At 70.8% G+C, this 14,468-nt stretch carries 20 protein-coding genes; 12 read left to right on the top strand and 8 right to left on the bottom strand.

Annotated elements, in window-relative coordinates; genetic code table 11:
* Positions 1–57: 57 nt before the first annotated feature.
* Complete coding sequence (locus tag QRN40_RS04025; protein WP_285114199.1) at positions 58–672, top strand: MBL fold metallo-hydrolase; 615 nt, start codon at positions 58–60, stop codon at positions 670–672.
* 30 nt (positions 673–702) lie between these two features.
* On the opposite strand, the gene QRN40_RS04020 is transcribed toward QRN40_RS04025, so the two are convergent.
* Entirely contained in the window at positions 703–1,134 is a 432-nt protein-coding gene (locus tag QRN40_RS04020) for a MarR family winged helix-turn-helix transcriptional regulator (protein ID WP_285114198.1), read from the bottom strand.
* Between the two features lie 52 nt (positions 1,135–1,186).
* Between QRN40_RS04020 and QRN40_RS04015 the strand changes: the two genes are divergently transcribed.
* Positions 1,187–1,966 (top strand): alpha/beta fold hydrolase, encoded by a 780-nt coding sequence (locus QRN40_RS04015; protein WP_285114197.1) that lies wholly within the window; start codon positions 1,187–1,189, stop codon positions 1,964–1,966.
* A gap of 7 nt (positions 1,967–1,973) precedes the next feature.
* On the opposite strand, the gene QRN40_RS04010 is transcribed toward QRN40_RS04015, so the two are convergent.
* Positions 1,974–2,405 (bottom strand): VOC family protein, encoded by a 432-nt coding sequence (locus QRN40_RS04010; protein WP_285114196.1) that lies wholly within the window; start codon positions 2,403–2,405, stop codon positions 1,974–1,976.
* Positions 2,406–2,477: 72 nt separating this feature from the next.
* Between QRN40_RS04010 and QRN40_RS04005 the strand changes: the two genes are divergently transcribed.
* Together QRN40_RS04005 and QRN40_RS04000 are read left to right on the top strand one after the other, a co-directional pair.
* A complete protein-coding gene (locus QRN40_RS04005; protein WP_285114195.1) occupies positions 2,478–3,008 on the top strand; it encodes a GNAT family N-acetyltransferase in 531 nt (176 codons plus the stop codon).
* A 46-nt stretch (positions 3,009–3,054) separates the two neighbouring features.
* The gene (locus QRN40_RS04000; protein WP_285114193.1) at positions 3,055–3,597 is read left to right on the top strand and encodes a GNAT family N-acetyltransferase; all 543 of its coding nucleotides are present in this window, start codon (positions 3,055–3,057) and stop codon (positions 3,595–3,597) included.
* A 16-nt stretch (positions 3,598–3,613) separates the two neighbouring features.
* Here the strand turns inward: QRN40_RS04000 and QRN40_RS03995 are convergent, their stop codons facing one another.
* Positions 3,614–4,060: a MarR family winged helix-turn-helix transcriptional regulator gene (locus QRN40_RS03995; protein WP_285114192.1), complete on the bottom strand. Its 447-nt coding sequence runs from the start codon at positions 4,058–4,060 to the stop codon at positions 3,614–3,616.
* A gap of 62 nt (positions 4,061–4,122) precedes the next feature.
* On the opposite strand from QRN40_RS03995, the gene QRN40_RS03990 reads away from it, so the two are divergent.
* Positions 4,123–4,491 (top strand): VOC family protein, encoded by a 369-nt coding sequence (locus tag QRN40_RS03990; RefSeq protein ID WP_285114191.1) that lies wholly within the window; start codon positions 4,123–4,125, stop codon positions 4,489–4,491.
* 9 nt (positions 4,492–4,500) lie between these two features.
* Here the strand turns inward: QRN40_RS03990 and QRN40_RS03985 are convergent, their stop codons facing one another.
* From QRN40_RS03985 to QRN40_RS03975, 3 genes are all read right to left on the bottom strand, one after another.
* Positions 4,501–5,115, bottom strand: a complete 615-nt coding sequence (locus tag QRN40_RS03985) for a GNAT family N-acetyltransferase (protein ID WP_285114190.1) — start codon at positions 5,113–5,115, stop codon at positions 4,501–4,503.
* Complete coding sequence (locus QRN40_RS03980) at positions 5,112–5,540, bottom strand: hypothetical protein (protein WP_285114189.1); 429 nt, start codon at positions 5,538–5,540, stop codon at positions 5,112–5,114. Before QRN40_RS03980 ends, QRN40_RS03985 begins: the two co-directional genes overlap by 4 nt.
* Before the next feature lie 70 nt (positions 5,541–5,610).
* On the bottom strand, positions 5,611–6,192 hold the full coding sequence (locus QRN40_RS03975; protein WP_285114188.1) for a TetR/AcrR family transcriptional regulator: 582 nt from the start codon (positions 6,190–6,192) through the stop codon (positions 5,611–5,613).
* A 97-nt stretch (positions 6,193–6,289) separates the two neighbouring features.
* Between QRN40_RS03975 and QRN40_RS03970 the strand changes: the two genes are divergently transcribed.
* A complete protein-coding gene (locus tag QRN40_RS03970) occupies positions 6,290–6,727 on the top strand; it encodes a tautomerase family protein (RefSeq protein WP_285114187.1) in 438 nt (145 codons plus the stop codon).
* 4 nt (positions 6,728–6,731) lie between these two features.
* Here QRN40_RS03970 and QRN40_RS03965 read toward each other — a convergent pair whose 3' ends face one another.
* Entirely contained in the window at positions 6,732–8,384 is a 1,653-nt protein-coding gene (locus QRN40_RS03965) for a thiamine pyrophosphate-binding protein (RefSeq protein ID WP_285114186.1), read from the bottom strand.
* A gap of 129 nt (positions 8,385–8,513) precedes the next feature.
* Positions 8,514–9,092, bottom strand: coding sequence for a helix-turn-helix domain-containing protein (locus tag QRN40_RS03960; protein ID WP_285114185.1), 579 nt, complete (start codon positions 9,090–9,092; stop codon positions 8,514–8,516).
* Between the two features lie 111 nt (positions 9,093–9,203).
* Here QRN40_RS03960 and speB point away from each other — a divergent pair, with 111 nt between their 5' ends.
* From speB to QRN40_RS03930, 6 genes are all read left to right on the top strand, one after another.
* Positions 9,204–10,202 carry an agmatinase gene (speB, locus tag QRN40_RS03955; RefSeq protein ID WP_285114184.1) on the top strand — a complete coding sequence of 333 codons (999 nt, stop codon included), beginning with the start codon at positions 9,204–9,206 and terminating at the stop codon, positions 10,200–10,202.
* Positions 10,195–11,778 carry a purine-cytosine permease family protein gene (locus QRN40_RS03950; RefSeq protein WP_285114183.1) on the top strand — a complete coding sequence of 528 codons (1,584 nt, stop codon included), beginning with the start codon at positions 10,195–10,197 and terminating at the stop codon, positions 11,776–11,778. The genes speB and QRN40_RS03950 overlap by 8 nt, the downstream gene beginning before the upstream one ends.
* A complete protein-coding gene (locus QRN40_RS03945; protein ID WP_285114182.1) occupies positions 11,775–12,164 on the top strand; it encodes a nuclear transport factor 2 family protein in 390 nt (129 codons plus the stop codon). The genes QRN40_RS03950 and QRN40_RS03945 overlap by 4 nt, the downstream gene beginning before the upstream one ends.
* Complete coding sequence (locus QRN40_RS03940; RefSeq protein WP_285114181.1) at positions 12,161–12,856, top strand: cyclase family protein; 696 nt, start codon at positions 12,161–12,163, stop codon at positions 12,854–12,856. Before QRN40_RS03945 ends, QRN40_RS03940 begins: the two co-directional genes overlap by 4 nt.
* Positions 12,857–12,928: 72 nt before the next feature.
* The gene (locus QRN40_RS03935) at positions 12,929–13,594 is read left to right on the top strand and encodes a GntR family transcriptional regulator (protein ID WP_285114180.1); all 666 of its coding nucleotides are present in this window, start codon (positions 12,929–12,931) and stop codon (positions 13,592–13,594) included.
* A 157-nt stretch (positions 13,595–13,751) separates the two neighbouring features.
* A complete protein-coding gene (locus QRN40_RS03930) occupies positions 13,752–14,453 on the top strand; it encodes an MmyB family transcriptional regulator (protein WP_285114179.1) in 702 nt (233 codons plus the stop codon).
* Positions 14,454–14,468 lie beyond the last annotated feature (15 nt).

The following is a 14,468-nucleotide window of genomic DNA, read 5'->3' as shown; positions in this document are numbered from 1 at the left end:
GAAGGCCCTAACCGCGAACGCCGCCCCACAAATTCCTGGCGTGTGTACAGTGCCCCCATGGAATCGATCACCGTGACCCCGGTCCTGGTCGGCAGCCTCCTCGCGGGCGAGGAGCGGCTGCCGGTGTACGTGCACGTCATCGACCATCCCGACGGTCGCATCGTCGTGGACACCGGGATGACGCGGCTTCATCCGGCGGTGGACGACATGGACCCGCGGCTGGAGCCGCTGGACACGCACGCAGAGCTCGACCTCGACAGCATCGCGGCCGTGGTCAACACGCATCTGCACTTCGACCACTGCGGCGGCAACCACCTCTTCGCCGGGCGCCCGATCTACGTGCAGCGCCAGGAACTCGAGGATGCGCGCACGCTCGAGGACTACACCATCCCCGACTGGGTGGATGCGCCGGGGATCGACTACGTCCCGGTCGACGGCGAACTCGAACTGCTCCCGGGCGTCCGGCTCCTTCCGGCGCCCGGGCACACGCGTGGTTCCCAGATCGTGGTCGTGGAGACGGACGAGCGCCCGATCGTCATCGCAGGCGACACCGTGGTGTGGGCCGCCCAGCTGGACGAACCCGACACCGAGGGCCAGCGGCTCATCCTCGCGCTCGAACCGCAGCAGGTGTGGCTCTCGCATGCGGACGAGCCGTGGCGGCCTGCGCGGTAGGCCGGGCGTCAGTCGCCCGATGATTCGGGGTCAGTCCTTCCGGGAAACGGAGGGTTCTCCCGTGAGCGCCAGGAGCGCCCGGTGGAGTGCCGAGCGCTCGTCCTCGTCGAGGGGTGCGAACAGCTCCGGCAGCACGGTGGATGCGATCCGGTGCCCGGCCTCGAGGGTCGCCCGACCGGATTCGGTCAGCGTGTGCTCGAGACGGCGGCCGCGGCTCGTCGAGCGGACGATGAGTCCGCGGTCGACCAGCCGAGTCGCGAGCGTGCCGAACGCCTGATCGCTCTGGAAGGTCGCCGCGGCCAGGTCGTGGCCGGAGGCCCCGGGCATCCGGTCGATGGCGCGGAGCGCATCCCACTGCACCAGGCTGACGCCGACTTCGTGCAGCGCGGTGTCCATGGTGCGGTGATTCCGGTACTGCGCCCGCTTGACCGCCAGTCCGAGCGCTTCGAGATCCGTCGGCATGGTGCTACTGTATCAACATCTTTATCTAAATATGTTGATTTAGGAGTGCGTCATGACGACCACCGTCCTTGCCGACCTTCCCGTCCAGGCGGCGGGCGACCCAGGCGCGCGCCCCGCGCTCGTGCTGCACGGCGGCGGGGGACCGCAGACGATCGCGCCGATCGTGGGGCACCTCGCGGCGACCATGCATGCGACCGCACCGACGCATCCCGGATGGGAGGGCACCGCTCTTCCCGACTCGATCGCCTCGGTCGCCGACCTGGCGGCTGCCTACCTGGCCCTGCTGCGCGAGCGTGGTGAACGGGATGTCGTCCTGGTCGGGTCCTCGATCGGCGGCTGGATCGCGCTGGAGATGGCGGTGCAGGCGGCAGCGGATGACGATCGGTACGCAGGCGTGATCGGTGGCCTCGTCGTCATCGACGGGGTCGGCGTGGTCGTCGAGGACGAACCGATCGTGGACTTCTTCTCTCTGGATGCCCGCGGTCTCGCAGAGGCCGCCTGGCACGACCCGGACCGGGGATACCGGGATCCGGCGGCCTTCACCGACGAGCAGCGGGAGACGCAGGCGTCCAACGGACGGACCATGGCCGCGATCGCGGGCCGCGGGATGAGCGACCCCGAGCTGCTCGGCCGGCTGCACCGGGTGAGCGTCCCCACCCTCGTGGTGTGGGGCGCCAGCGACCGGGTGGTCACCCCGGCGTACGGGCGCGCCATAGGTCGCGCCATCCCCGGCGCCCTCTTCGTAGAGATCCCGGAAGCCGGGCACCTGCCGCATCTCGAAGCGCCCGAGGCGACCTGGGAGGCGATCGACCCGTTCCTGGGGAGGTCCTAGCCCGAGGTCACTGGAGGCAGAACTCGTTGCCCTCGGGATCGCGCATCATGATCGCGAACTCCTTGTACGGGCCCCAGGCGCCGTCCAGCACCTTCTCGACGGTCGCGCCCAGCCCGATGAGCCTGTCGCGCTCGGCCTCCACTTCGGCGCGGGTCGCGTGGACGCCCGGGGCGGAGGGCGTGATGTCGATGTGCATCCGATTGCGCTGGCGGCGCTCATGCCGATAGCGAGTGAAGTAGAAGCGCTGGTGGGACGGATCCCCGTCCCATGCCAGCCCGCGGCCGGCGATGTCCTCGTCCGTCAGCCCGGCCGACTTCAGTTCGGCGATCTCCTCCTCGGAGAACACGGACTCGGGGTATCCCATGACCGCACTCCAGAAGCGGGCGAGGGCGACGGGGTTCTCGGCGAAGAAGGTCACGTTCGCGATTCTCGGCGACATGCCCTCACCCTAGGACTGCCCGAGGGCGCCGGGCGACAGTGCACCGCGTTGCGCTGCGAGAATGGGACCATCATGACCGACACCGCCCGCGCATCCACGATCCGCATCCGTCCCGCGGCCCCGACCGAGTACCCCGCGATCGGCGAGCTGACGCACGCGGCCTACACACACGACTACGACGACCTTCCGGCGGGCTACCGCGAGGAGCTCAAGCACCCCGAGGCGCTCCTCGACGCCTTCGACGTGTTCGTCGCAGAGGATGCGGACAGCGGCGAACTCGTCGGAACCATCGCCCTGCTGCGGCCGGGTCAGACCTTCGGCGGCCACATCCGCCCAGGCGAGCTGTACTTCCGGCTGCTGGCCACCCATCCCTCCGCACGCGGGCGCGGTGTGGGAGCGGAGCTGACGCGGTTCGCCATGGACGAGGCCTCCCGGCGCGGCGACCGGGTCGTGGTCCTGAACAGCGGGCCCGACATGCTGGGCGCCCACGCGCTCTACCGCAAGCTCGGCTTCTCGCGCCGCTCGGAGCGCGAAGAGACGCTGGTGCTTCCCGACGGCCGCGAACTCGAGCTGCAGACGTACGTCCTCGACCTTCCCGCCTGACGCGACGTGGCGCGGGGCGCAGGCACTCGCCGTGTAGCGTGTGCCCATGTTCTCCAAGACGCTGACCTCGGGTGGTGAACTGCGCCCGCTGGAACCGTGGCGGGCGGAGGAGTTCGCAGCCCACATCGACCGCGCCCGTGAGCACATCCGCCCCTGGGTGGGGCCCTCCTTCGTCACGACCGACGTGGATGGCGCGCGCGCGACGCTGGGCCGCTACGCCGACCGGGCGGCCCGGGACGGCGCCGGCATCTACGGGATCTGGGACGACGGAGTCCTCGTCGGCGGCGTCATGTTCGTCGAGTTCTCGACGGGGACGCGCTCGTTCGAGGTCGGATGCTGGCTCGAGCCGGGCGCCGAGGGGAAGGGCCACATCACCGGCGCGGTGCGCGAGCTGCTCGCGTATGCGTTGGAGGAGCGCGGGATGCACCGGGCGGAGTGGCGCTGCCGCAGCGACAACGATCGCAGCTCCGCGGTCGCCCGTCGCCTGGGGATGACGCTGGACGGTGTGCTGCGCGAGGCGTGGCCGGTCGGTGGCGTGTTCTACGACAAGCAGGTGTGGTCGCTGCTCGCCGGGGAGTTCACGGCGTAGCCCGCGGAAGCGTCCATCACGCGTCGTCGCGCAGGGCGACGATCATGCTTCGCAGCGCGCGGAAGGCAGCGGTCTGCTCGTCCGCTGACATTCCGGACAGCATCTTGAGCTCGACCGATCGGACCGCGGCGCTCGCCTGCTCGAGGTTGCGCCTGCCGCGCGGCGTGAGGCGCGTCGGGAGGGCCTTGCCCACGGGCGCCGCCGTGGGCCGTGTCACCTCGCCGTCTCGCTCCAGGGCCTGGAGCAGCACATTCATCGTCTGCCGAGTCACGAAGGCGCCGCGGGCCAGCTCGGAGTTGGACAGGCCGGGCCGCTGGGCCAGCAGCTCCAGACACGAGTAGTGCGTCACGCTCATCCCGAGCGGTCGCAGCACCTCCTCCATGGCCGTCCGGAGCGCGCTCGATGCCTCCTTCAGCAGGTAGCCGAGCGAGGTCTCCAGATCGACAGCCGCGTCTTGACTCATGTCAGTATTCTGACATAGCCTGGTCGTGTCAGAAAGCTGACACGCGATGAAGGAGTTTGACCATGCCCGCAACCGGCCCCGATTTCCTGTCCCTGCAAGTGCGCGACCTCGCCGCATCGCAGGCGTTCTACGAGCAGTACCTCGGCCTCGTCCGCTCCCCGGCCGGCCCGCCGCACGCGGTCGTCTTCGAGACGAAGCCGATCGCGTTCGCCGTCCGCGACATCGCGCCCGGCACCGACCTCGCATCCGTCGCTCAGCCGGGGATCGGCGCCGCCGTCTGGCTGCACGCGACCGACGTCCAGGAGATCCATGACGCGCTGGTCGCGGACGGCCTGCCGATCGTGTCGGCGCCGATCGACGGACCCTTCGGTCGCACCTTCACCTTCGCCGACCCCGACGGGTACCACATCACGCTTCACGACCGGGCGTGAACCCGCCGATCAGGCGGCCGGCAGGGTGATCCGCACGATGCAGTGGTTCTTGCCCTTCGCACGCACGTACTCGAATCCGGCCTGCTCGAACACGCTCCGGGTGGCGTTGTAGAGGAACGTCGACGAGACCGGCTTCTCGCCGACATCCTGCGGGTAGCTCTCCACGGTGCCGCCGCCCGCCTCGGCGATGAGCTCCAGCGCGCCGGCGACGGCGACGTGGGCGACCCCGCGATGCCGCTCGCGGCGATCCACGAAGACGCACGTGATGCGCCAATCGGGGAGGGGGTCGCCCGACGACTCGACCTCCCTGCGGTGATTGATGCCGGGGAGCTCGGAGGGCGGTCCGTACTGCGCCCAGCCGACGGCCGCGTCTCCGTCGAACACGAGGGCCGCGTGCGCTCGGCCGGCGGTGACCAGCTCGTGCTTGAAGTCGCGGGTGAAGGAGGCGGGCCGCGCCTGCGACTCGGCCGTCGGCGCCGCGTGCTTCTCCCGGTGGAACCAGGTGCAGTAGCACCCGCCGAAACCCCCGCCGCTGTGCCGGTCGCACAGGGCGACGAAAGCGTCCCAGGTGTCCTCGTCGAGAGGACGCACCCGGTATTCGGTGAGGTCGGTTCCTTCGGTCACGTGGCCTGGCGCTGCCGGGAGCCGCCGTAGGAGGCGATGAACGTCCCGCCGTAGAGCGCGGCCGCGACCAGGAAGCCGCAGGCCATCAGGTAGGACGCCCAGTCGCTGCCGAAGACGACGGTGGCGACGCCGGCGAGGAACGTGAGCGAGATGACGACGAGCCCCCACAGCGCCAGCCGCTGGCCGACCCCGGCCTGTCGCGCAGCGAGCAGCACCCGGACGGCGACGACGACCAGCCCGATCGCGATCAGGATGTGCAGGATGATGATGATCGTGTCGACGACGGCGACGAAGCCGCCGTCGGGTTCACCGATGAGGTTCGCGGCCATCCCGAGCAGGAACTGAAGGGCGAGGGCGCTCAGGGCCTCGCGCGATCGACGGCGAAGGCTCTCGCTGGGACTCGCCACGGTGGCGGATGCGGACATGGGCGCTCCTTCCGGAGGGATGGTGCGAACGGGGTCATTCTGCTCCTCCGCAGGCCCGTCGGAACAGGCTTCATCCGCGCGCGGTGCCGGGCGGCGACGCATCCAACTCGCGCGCACGGGCCAGCAGCGTGCCGGCCACCAGCTCCAGCGGGCGCAGGCTGCGCTGCAGCCGCGCGAGCACCACGGCCCCTTCCGCGGACGCGACGAGCACCGTGGCGAAGTCGGCGGCGTCCGCGCGCGGGACGCCGCGCTCCTCGAACAGCGCGGCGAGGTGGTCCATCGATGACGCGAACACCGACCCGGCCTTGTCGAACAGCTGCCCGTCGGGGGCGGACACGGCGACGGCGAGCACCGGACACCCCGACTCGAACCGGGAGCCCTCGAGCACGGCCTTCCAGAAGTCGAGGAACGCCGCCGCGACGCTCTCCGCCGTCGGCCCGGCGTGGGCCTCGACCCAGCGGTCGTGCCTGCCGGTCGTGCGTTCGAGCGCTTCGCTGAACAGCTGGTCGCGTCCGCCGGGGAAGTGGTGGTAGATCGAACCGCGCGGGGCGCCGGTCGCCGCGAGCATCTTTCCGAGGGAGGCTCCGCGCACTCCGTCCGTGGCGAGCAGTCGGATGGCGCCATCCAGCATCCGGTCGCGGGTGTCGTCCATCCGGCCCTCCTCGTCGATTATGACGTTGATCATAATGCACGCGACTGCGAGAGTCGGAGCTACTCCTTCTTCCCCTCGAACAGATGTGGACTCCGCCGTGCCGATGATTGACCTCTACGCGCCCGCCGGTACCTTCGCCGACCCCCACGCCCTCGCGACGTCAGCCGCGGCCACGGTGAAGGAGGTGGAAGGGGTGCCCGACATCCCCATGTTCCGGAACAACACCGCGGCGTTCGTCCACGAGCTCCCCGAGTCCCACCTGTCGGATGTGGACGGCCGGAGCGATCACGTCCGCGTCCAGGTGCTGACGAACGCCGGCGCGCTGGACCGGGACAAGCAGCTCGCGGTCGTGCAGCGGCTGACCGCGCTCGTCGCGGAGGCCGCAGGCGACGAATCCCTCGCCGATCGCACCTGGGTGCTGCTGACGGAGGCCGCGCCCGGCGGCTGGGGGCTGTGGGGGCACGCGCACACGAACGACGAGCTCGTGCAGGCGGCGCGTGCCGAGATCGCCCGCCTTCAGGAGGGACGCGCGTAGCGCCTCAGCTGTTCACCCGGATGATCTCCTCCTGGTACGGCGCGACCACCGTCCCGGAGATGCGCAGGTCGAGCAGCAGGAAGGGCCGCTCGTCAGCCGGACGCTGCGTCCAGTCGGCGAGGACATCGAGGTCGGCGAGCTCCCGGACCGTGACCGCCTCCGCCCCGACGGCGCGCGCGAGGCCGGCGAAGTCGACCTCGGGGATGCGCATCGGCTCCTGTGCGAGACCCTTCAGTCCGTAGAGGTTGACCTCGGCGCCGTAGGCGGCGTCGTTCCAGACGACGGCGAGCCCGCGGCCTCCGGCCACGCGGACCGCCGACTCCAGGTCGGACAACGCCATCAGGCCGCCTCCGTCGCCGGTGGTGAGCACGACGGTCGCCTCCGGGCGGGCCAGGGCGGCGCCCGCAACGCTGGGGAAGCCGAGGCCGATGGACTGGTAGGCGGTGCCGACCATGATCATCCGTTCGGGCGAGGCGACCGGCCAGTACATGTTCGCCCAGCCGATGAAGTGACCGCCGTCCGAGACGACGACCCTGTCCTCGGGAAGCAGCTCCGCGATGCGCGCGGCGGCCGAGCGCGGGTCCAGGCGTCCGTCGTCGGCCAGCGGTGCGCCTGCTTCCTGCGTGCGCGCCGCGGCGACGTCGATGGATTCGCGCCAGCCGCTGGCGCGCGCGTCGCGGGCCCGCAGCCCCTCGACCAGTCGGCCGGCGACCACCGCGGCGTCGCCGCGCAGGTAAGTGCCGACGTGCGGGTGCGTCGCGGTGGGGGCCACATCCACCTGGACGACGTGGGTGCCGGGCGCGAAGAGGGCGCCGAAGCGCATCGTGAACTGGTTGAGGGAGGCGCCGAACACCACGGCGACATCAGCCTCGCGCACCAGCCGCATCGCCTCCTCGGCGCCGAAGCCGCCCGTCGCTCCCAGGTCGTAGCGGCCGTCGGGGAACACTCCGCGGCCGAGCGCCGTCGAGGCGGTCAGGGCGCCGGTCGCGTCCGCAAGCTCGCCGAGGGCCGGTCCGGCGCCGGCCAGCCAGGCGCCCCGGCCGGCCAGCAGGAAGGGGCGCTCGGCCCCGGCGAGAGCGGCGGCGACCGCATCCACCGTCGCGAGCGCGTACGCGTCGGTCGGGGCGAGCGGCGCCGGGAGGGCGAGCTCGGGGGCGACCGGCACCGGTCCGGCGTCGCGGGTCGCCACGTCGTACGGGATGGCCAGGACGGTGGGCAGCCGGTAGGTGAGGGCGTGCTCGACGGCGATCGCCGTCGTCGCGGCGGCATCGGCGCGGCCGACCGTGTAGGTGCGGGCGCCGACGGCGGCCGCCAGCGCGATCTGGTCGACGTCCCACGGTCGCGGCCCGGAAGTGGGCTCGTCGCCGACGACGAGGATGAGCGGGATGTGCGCCTGCACCGCCTCGGCCAGCGCTGTGAGCGTGTTCGTGAAGCCGGCGCCGTAGGTCGCGCTCGCGACGGCGAGGCGACCGGAGGCCCGGTAGAACGCGTCGGCGGCGACCACCGCGCCGGCCTCGTGGCGCATCGCGGTGTAGTGGATCCCGTTCTGACGCACCAGCGCGTCGAGGAAGTACGCATTGCCGTTGCCCATCACGCCGAAGACGTGCTGGACGTGGCTGGCGAGAGTGGCGGCGACGTGGGCGGAGACGGAGGGCATGGCGGAGCCTTTCGAGACGACGGAGTGACGGATTCCGTGTGTGTCTCGCGCGGCCAGGCGCTTCGTGCCCATTTTTCGAGCACCGGCGACCCCGAGGTCGTCGGACACGCGAAGTCTAGCGCCAGCGGCTCACGCGCTCCAGAGCGCCGGGACCAGCACCCACAGCACCTCGGCCCCGTCGTCGGAGACCACAGTCCAGCTGTGCGGCTCGTGGCCGCTGAAGGTGAGCGTGTCGCCCGCCTGCAGCTTCCACTCCCGGTCCGAGAAGCGCACCTCGACCTCGCCGCGGAGCACGTGGAGGACGTCCACGTCGGCGGCGACCGCGTACAGCTCCTCCCCGCCGTGGCCGCCCGGCGCGATCACCGAGCGGATGACCTGCACGCGCGACTCGGTGCGCGGCGAGAGCAGGCGCTCCTCGACCTCGACACCGCCCAGGTTGATCTTCGCTCCGGCGCCCGCGGGGACGAGCTGCACATCCGGCTCTTCGAACAGCGACCCGACCGGGATGGAGAGGACATCGCACAGGCTGATGAGGGAGCTCACGCTGGGCGAGGTCATGTCCCGCTCGACGCGGGAGAGGAACCCCTTGGTGAGCCCCGTCACCCGGGCCACCTCGTCGATCGTGAGCTGCTGAGCGCGCCGCGCCGCGCGCAGCCGGGGACCGATCGCCACGCGTCGGTCGGTCGGCTCGAGGGGCATCGGTCGCATGCGACCACCGTAGCTCGAACATCCCGGATTGACCTCGGAGCGCTGGCCGTTGTAGCCTCTCACGCAACAAAGGTTCAGTTATAGGCAACACGCACCAAGGAGGGCGCGCGCATGTCGCACCACGTAGGCCCGGTCGACTCGTCGAAGATCCCGCGCTACGCGGGACGGGACGGCTTCGCCCGGCTCCCTCGCCGCGATCAGGTCGAGCACGCCGACATCGTCGTCGCCGGCATCCCGTTCGACTCGGGCGTCTCGTATCGCTCAGGAGCTCGCTTCGGCCCGAACCACATCCGGGAGGCGTCGCGGCTGCTGCGCCCCTACAACCCGGCCCTCGACGTCTCGCCGTTCGAGCTGACGCAGGTCGCCGACGCCGGCGACATCGCGGTGAACCCGTTCGACATCAACGACGCCATCGAGTCCATCCAGGCGGCCGCGTTCGACCTGACGGCCGACGGGACGCGCCTGGTCACCCTGGGCGGCGACCACACGATCTCGCTCCCGCTGCTGCGCGCCGCGGCCGAACGCCACGGACCCGTCGCGCTCCTGCACTTCGACGCGCACCTGGACACGTGGGACACCTACTTCGGCGCCGAGTACACCCACGGGACGCCGTTCCGGCGCGCGTTCGAAGAGGGGATCATCGACACGGAGGCGCTCAGCCACGTCGGCACGCGCGGACCGCTCTACGGGAAGCGCGACCTGGAGGACGACCGCCGCTTCGGCTTCGGCATCGTCACCAGCGCCGATGTCTACCGTCAGGGCGTGGACGAGGTGGTCGACCGGCTGCGCGACCGCATCGGCGACCGGCCCCTCTACATCTCGATCGACGTCGACGTGATGGACCCGGCGCACGCACCCGGCACCGGCACCCCGGAGGCCGGCGGCATCACCAGCCGCGAGCTGCTCGAGATCCTCCGCGGCTTCCGCGGCCTCAACCTGATCGGCGCCGACGTCGTCGAGGTCGCCCCCGCCTACGACCACGCCGAGATCACCGGCGTCGCCGCCTCCCACCTCGCCTACGACCTGGTCTCGCTGCTGGCCCTGCAGCACGAGGCCGCCGCGGGCACCGCCCCAGCACCCCTTCCCGATGAAAGAGACACGCATGTCTGACAACGACGTCGCCCCTGCGCTGAACCCGCGCCCGAAGATCACGGATGTGGAGGCGCACGGCATCGACACGATCCCCGACGCCGACCGCACCTCCACCTGGGTCGACCTGGCCCGCATCCAGTTCGGCGGCGTGAACACGTTCGCGACCATCCTGCTCGGCACGTTCCCCATCGCGCTCGGGCTGTCCTTCTGGCAGGCCGTGGCAGCGACCGTCCTCGGCGTCGCCGTCGGGATCGTGTTCCTCGCGCCGATGGGCCTGTTCGGGCCGAAGACCGGCACGAACAATGCCGTGTCGTCGGGGGCGCTGTTCGGTGTCCGCGGACGTGTGGTCGGGTCGTTCCTCTCCCTGCTGACCGCGATCGCGTTCTACTCGATCTCGGTGTGGGTCTCCGGCGACGCGATCGTCGGCGCGCTGACCCGGCTCGCCGGCGTGCCCGACTCGGTGGGCCTGCGGCTCGGGATCTACGCGATCATCGGCTTCATCGTGATCATCGTCGTGGTCTACGGCTACCAGTTCATGCTGCTCGTGAACAAGGTCGCCGTCGTCGCCAACACCATCCTGATCCTGCTCGCCCTGGTGGCGTACGCGGGCGTGTTCGACGCCGGGTACGACCCGGGTCCGAAGTCCCTGGCGATCGGCGGCGCCTTCTGGCCGACCTTCATCGCGGCGGCGCTGATCGTCATGGCCAATCCGATCTCCTTCGGTGCGTTCCTCGGCGACTGGTCCCGCTACATCCCGCGCCCGACCAAGCCGCGCAAGCTGATCGGCGCGACGGTGCTCGGTCAGGGGCTGGGGCTCATCCCGCTGCTGTTCGGCGTCGCGACGGCCACGCTGGTCGTCGGCAAGTCCGACTACGTCGTGTCGCTCATCCAGGCCTCGCCGCTCTGGTACGCGCTCCTCCTGCTGGTGGTCGCGTTCATCGGCGGCCTGTCGACGGGCACCACCTCGCTGTACGGCACCGGGCTCGACTTCTCGTCGGTCGTGCCGCGCTTCAGCCGCGTGCAGGCCACGATCTTCATCGGCAGCATCGCGTTCGTCTTCATCCTGGTCGGGCGCCTGGTGTTCGACCTGCTCGGCACGGTTAATGCGTTCGTCGGCGCGATCGTCGTCACCACCACGCCGTGGATGGTGATCATGACGATCGGATACCTGGTCCGTCGCGGCTACTACGACCCCTCCGACCTGCAGGTCTTCAACCGCGGCGAGACCGGTGGACGCTACTGGTTCAATGCCGGCGTCAACTGGCGCGGCATGACCGCCTGGATCGTCGCGGCGGTCGTCGGGCTGCTGTTCGCGAACTACCCGCCGATCATCGTGGGACCCTTCAGCAACCTCGCCGGGGGCATCGACCTCAGCCTGCTGTCGAGCGTGGTCGCCGCCGCCGTCATCTACCTGGTGCTGCTGGCGGTGTTCCCGGAGCCGCGCTACGTCTTCGGGCCGAACGGTCCGCGCGGTGTTCGGGCACGCGACGGGGTCATCCCCGCCGTCCGCCTCGACGAGCGCTCCTCCGCCGCCCGCGCGCACGCACGCCGCGCCCAGACCGGCGCACTGACGTCGCAGGAGACGGAAGCATGAGCGAGCGGGACGTGCTGGACGCGGTCGACCGCATCATCGACGACTTCGGTCATCACCGGCGCGACGCGTACTTCCGTGGCTTCGCGGAGGACGCGACGTTCCTCCTCCACACCGCGCCGGCGCGCCTGGAGTCGCGCGCCGATTACGAGGCGGCGTGGGACGGCTGGGAGGCCGAGGGCTTCCAGGTGCTCGCCTGCCGCTCGACCGCGCGCCGGGTGCAGCTGCTCGGCGACGACGTGGCCGTGTTCTCGCACGACGTCGCGACGGACCTCGCCGACGGCGACGGGCAGACCACGGTGCTAGAACGGGAGACCATCGTCATGCAGCGCCGCGACGGCGCGTGGCTGGCCGTCCACGAGCACCTCTCCCCGCGGGAGCAAGGATGACCACCGGCGCCGTGCCGTCGCGCGGCGGCAGGATCATCGACCTGAGCCATCCGCTCCGGTCCGGGATGCCGGTTTTCCCCGGCGACCCGGAGGTGCGCATCGGGACCGCGGCGACCATCCCGGAGGTCGGTGTGCATGTGATGAGCCTCGAACTCGGAAGCCACTCGGGCACGCACGTGGATGCGCCCTCGCACTCCATCGACGGCGCCGCGACGATCGACACCGTCGACCTCGGGCGCCTGATGGGTCCGGTCCGCGTGATCCCGGTGACGGGCCTCGAGCCTCGGACGCGGATCGAGGTGGATGCGGTGAGCGAGCACCTCGCGGCCGTCCGGCCCGGCGAGATCGTGCTGTTCCGCACCGACTGGTCGACCCGCTTCGGGGAACCGGAGTACCTCGACCATCCATTCCTCGACGCGTCGGTCGCCGTCGCGCTGCTCCGAGCGGGCGTGACGGTGATGGGCGTGGACACGCTGAATCCCGACGAGACCCCGCTCGACGATGCGGCGCCGCGCCTGCCGTTTCACGACGTGTTCCTCGCCGCGGGCGGACTCATCATCGAGAACCTCACGAACCTGGGCAGGATCACCGCGGCGGCGCCGCACTTCGTCGGGCTGCCACTCGCGATCGCGGGCGGCGACGGGTCGCCGCTGCGCGCGGTGGTGATCGAGGAGGCGGACGCCGCCGACTGAGTCAGCGTCTTCTATTGTGGACGGAATGCCCGGCCCGAACCCCGATGGGCCGTCGCTCTGTTGGAGGAGACAGTGCCGCTTCCGTCGCTGGATGAACCGCACGACCGCCGGCCCCGGCGCCTGGTGCGGGACCGCGCCTATCATTCGATCCGGGATGCGATCCTGGACGGATCGCTGAGGCCGGGGGAGCGGCTCGACGACGCCCAGCTGCAGAGCTGGCTGGGCATCTCGCGCACCCCGATCCGGCAGGCGCTGTTCGCGCTGACCCTCGAGGGCTTCATCGAGACGGCACCGCAGTCGCACACGCGCGTGGTCACGCCGCGGCCGGAGGATGCGGCGATGCTGCTCCAGACCGTGGGGGTCCTCGTCGCCGGCCTGACCGCCGTCACGCTGCCGGCGCTCAGCAGCGGCCAGCGGCAGGAGCTCGGTCAGCGGCTGCGGGCGGCTCTCCGGGCGATGGATGCGGACGACTGGGATGCGCTCGTCGCCCATCTCCGCGAGTACTACGCCGACCTGGCCCGGCTGTGTCCGAACCGGCCGCTGGCACGGCTGGTGGACCAGTCCGCGACCGCGCTGGGGTACAACGTGCTTCTCGCATCCCCACGGTCCGACATCGACTGGCCGACCACGCGCCGGCAGCATGAGGAGCTCGCGCGCTGCCTGGAGGAGGAGCGACACAGCGACGCGGAGCTGGTCACAAGAGAGGTGTTCGGGGTTACCCGGATTGTCCGCGGGTGACCTCGCGGTGCTTCAGCGAAGATGAGCGGCGCGTCGCGCAACGCATCCTTGATTAGAGTTCCAATTTCGCATACGGTCAATCCTGGCTCGCGGTCGACCCGACTTCCGCATAGTTCGAACGTTCCATTGAGAACGTTCCCAGTGCAGGAGGATACGAGTGAGTCCCTGGCGGCGCGAGAGCGAGATCATCGCCTGGGCACACCGGCTGGACGCGGCCCGCACGACGGTCGAGACGCACGACGCAGTGGAGGCCATGCTCGCCTCCTACCTGAAGAGCGGAGCGTCGCTCATGCCCGCACTGCCCCGGCTGCCCTGGAATCCGTCGACACCCAACGCGGAGCTGGTCCCGGAGCCGGTGAGCGAGGCGGTGGCGCGCATGCAGGCTCCCGCGTTCGTCGTCGGTCGACTGATGGACGTCCTGTGCTCCAACGGCCAGGCCCGGGCGCTGGGGTCCTGCTTCTCGCCCGGCAGCAACCTCGTCCGCTCGGTCTTCCTGGGGACGGAGGCGCGGGAGCGGCTGGGGGACTGGGAGCAGGCGACCGAGTCGATGGTGCGCCACCTCCTCGACCGCGCCGAGCGTGAGCCCGGCGACTCCGGCCTGCAGTGCCTGATCGGAGAGCTCGCGGTGCGGAGCGCGCGGTTCCGGCGGCTGTGGGCCGACGAGGCTCCGGCCCCGCAGGTGTCCACGACCGGCGAGTGGCACCATCCCATCGTCGGGCAGTTGCGCCTGACGCGCGAGAAGACGCCGATCGCCGGGACGGACGGCATGCTCCTCGTCGTGTTCCGCCCGGAGGAGAGCGTGTCGGAATCCGCCCTCGAGCTTCTGCGAGCACTCCCGGTCGGGGCGTCCGACGACTGACGGGCTTCCTGCCCG

This window comes from Leifsonia sp. fls2-241-R2A-40a (assembly GCF_030209575.1).
Lineage (GTDB): Bacteria > Actinomycetota > Actinomycetes > Actinomycetales > Microbacteriaceae > Leifsonia.
Note: the sequence above shows the minus strand (reverse complement) of the source record. Positions and strands in the feature narration are given on the sequence as shown.

Excerpts from the sequence above, each read along its gene's own strand:
- QRN40_RS04025 (WP_285114199.1), top strand. The coding sequence starts at position 58 with ATGGAATCGATCACCGTGACCCCGGTCCTGGTCGGCAGCCTCCTCGCG.
- QRN40_RS04020 (WP_285114198.1), bottom strand. The coding sequence starts at position 1,134 with ATGCCGACGGATCTCGAAGCGCTCGGACTGGCGGTCAAGCGGGCGCAG.
- QRN40_RS04015 (WP_285114197.1), top strand. The coding sequence starts at position 1,187 with ATGACGACCACCGTCCTTGCCGACCTTCCCGTCCAGGCGGCGGGCGAC.
- QRN40_RS04010 (WP_285114196.1), bottom strand. The coding sequence starts at position 2,405 with ATGTCGCCGAGAATCGCGAACGTGACCTTCTTCGCCGAGAACCCCGTC.
- QRN40_RS04005 (WP_285114195.1), top strand. The coding sequence starts at position 2,478 with ATGACCGACACCGCCCGCGCATCCACGATCCGCATCCGTCCCGCGGCC.
- QRN40_RS04000 (WP_285114193.1), top strand. The coding sequence starts at position 3,055 with ATGTTCTCCAAGACGCTGACCTCGGGTGGTGAACTGCGCCCGCTGGAA.
- QRN40_RS03995 (WP_285114192.1), bottom strand. The coding sequence starts at position 4,060 with ATGAGTCAAGACGCGGCTGTCGATCTGGAGACCTCGCTCGGCTACCTG.
- QRN40_RS03990 (WP_285114191.1), top strand. The coding sequence starts at position 4,123 with ATGCCCGCAACCGGCCCCGATTTCCTGTCCCTGCAAGTGCGCGACCTC.
- QRN40_RS03980 (WP_285114189.1), bottom strand. The coding sequence starts at position 5,540 with ATGTCCGCATCCGCCACCGTGGCGAGTCCCAGCGAGAGCCTTCGCCGT.
- QRN40_RS03975 (WP_285114188.1), bottom strand. The coding sequence starts at position 6,192 with ATGGACGACACCCGCGACCGGATGCTGGATGGCGCCATCCGACTGCTC.
- QRN40_RS03965 (WP_285114186.1), bottom strand. The coding sequence starts at position 8,384 with ATGCCCTCCGTCTCCGCCCACGTCGCCGCCACTCTCGCCAGCCACGTC.
- QRN40_RS03960 (WP_285114185.1), bottom strand. The coding sequence starts at position 9,092 with ATGCGACCGATGCCCCTCGAGCCGACCGACCGACGCGTGGCGATCGGT.
- speB (WP_285114184.1), top strand. The coding sequence starts at position 9,204 with ATGTCGCACCACGTAGGCCCGGTCGACTCGTCGAAGATCCCGCGCTAC.
- QRN40_RS03950 (WP_285114183.1), top strand. The coding sequence starts at position 10,195 with ATGTCTGACAACGACGTCGCCCCTGCGCTGAACCCGCGCCCGAAGATC.
- QRN40_RS03945 (WP_285114182.1), top strand. The coding sequence starts at position 11,775 with ATGAGCGAGCGGGACGTGCTGGACGCGGTCGACCGCATCATCGACGAC.
- QRN40_RS03940 (WP_285114181.1), top strand. The coding sequence starts at position 12,161 with ATGACCACCGGCGCCGTGCCGTCGCGCGGCGGCAGGATCATCGACCTG.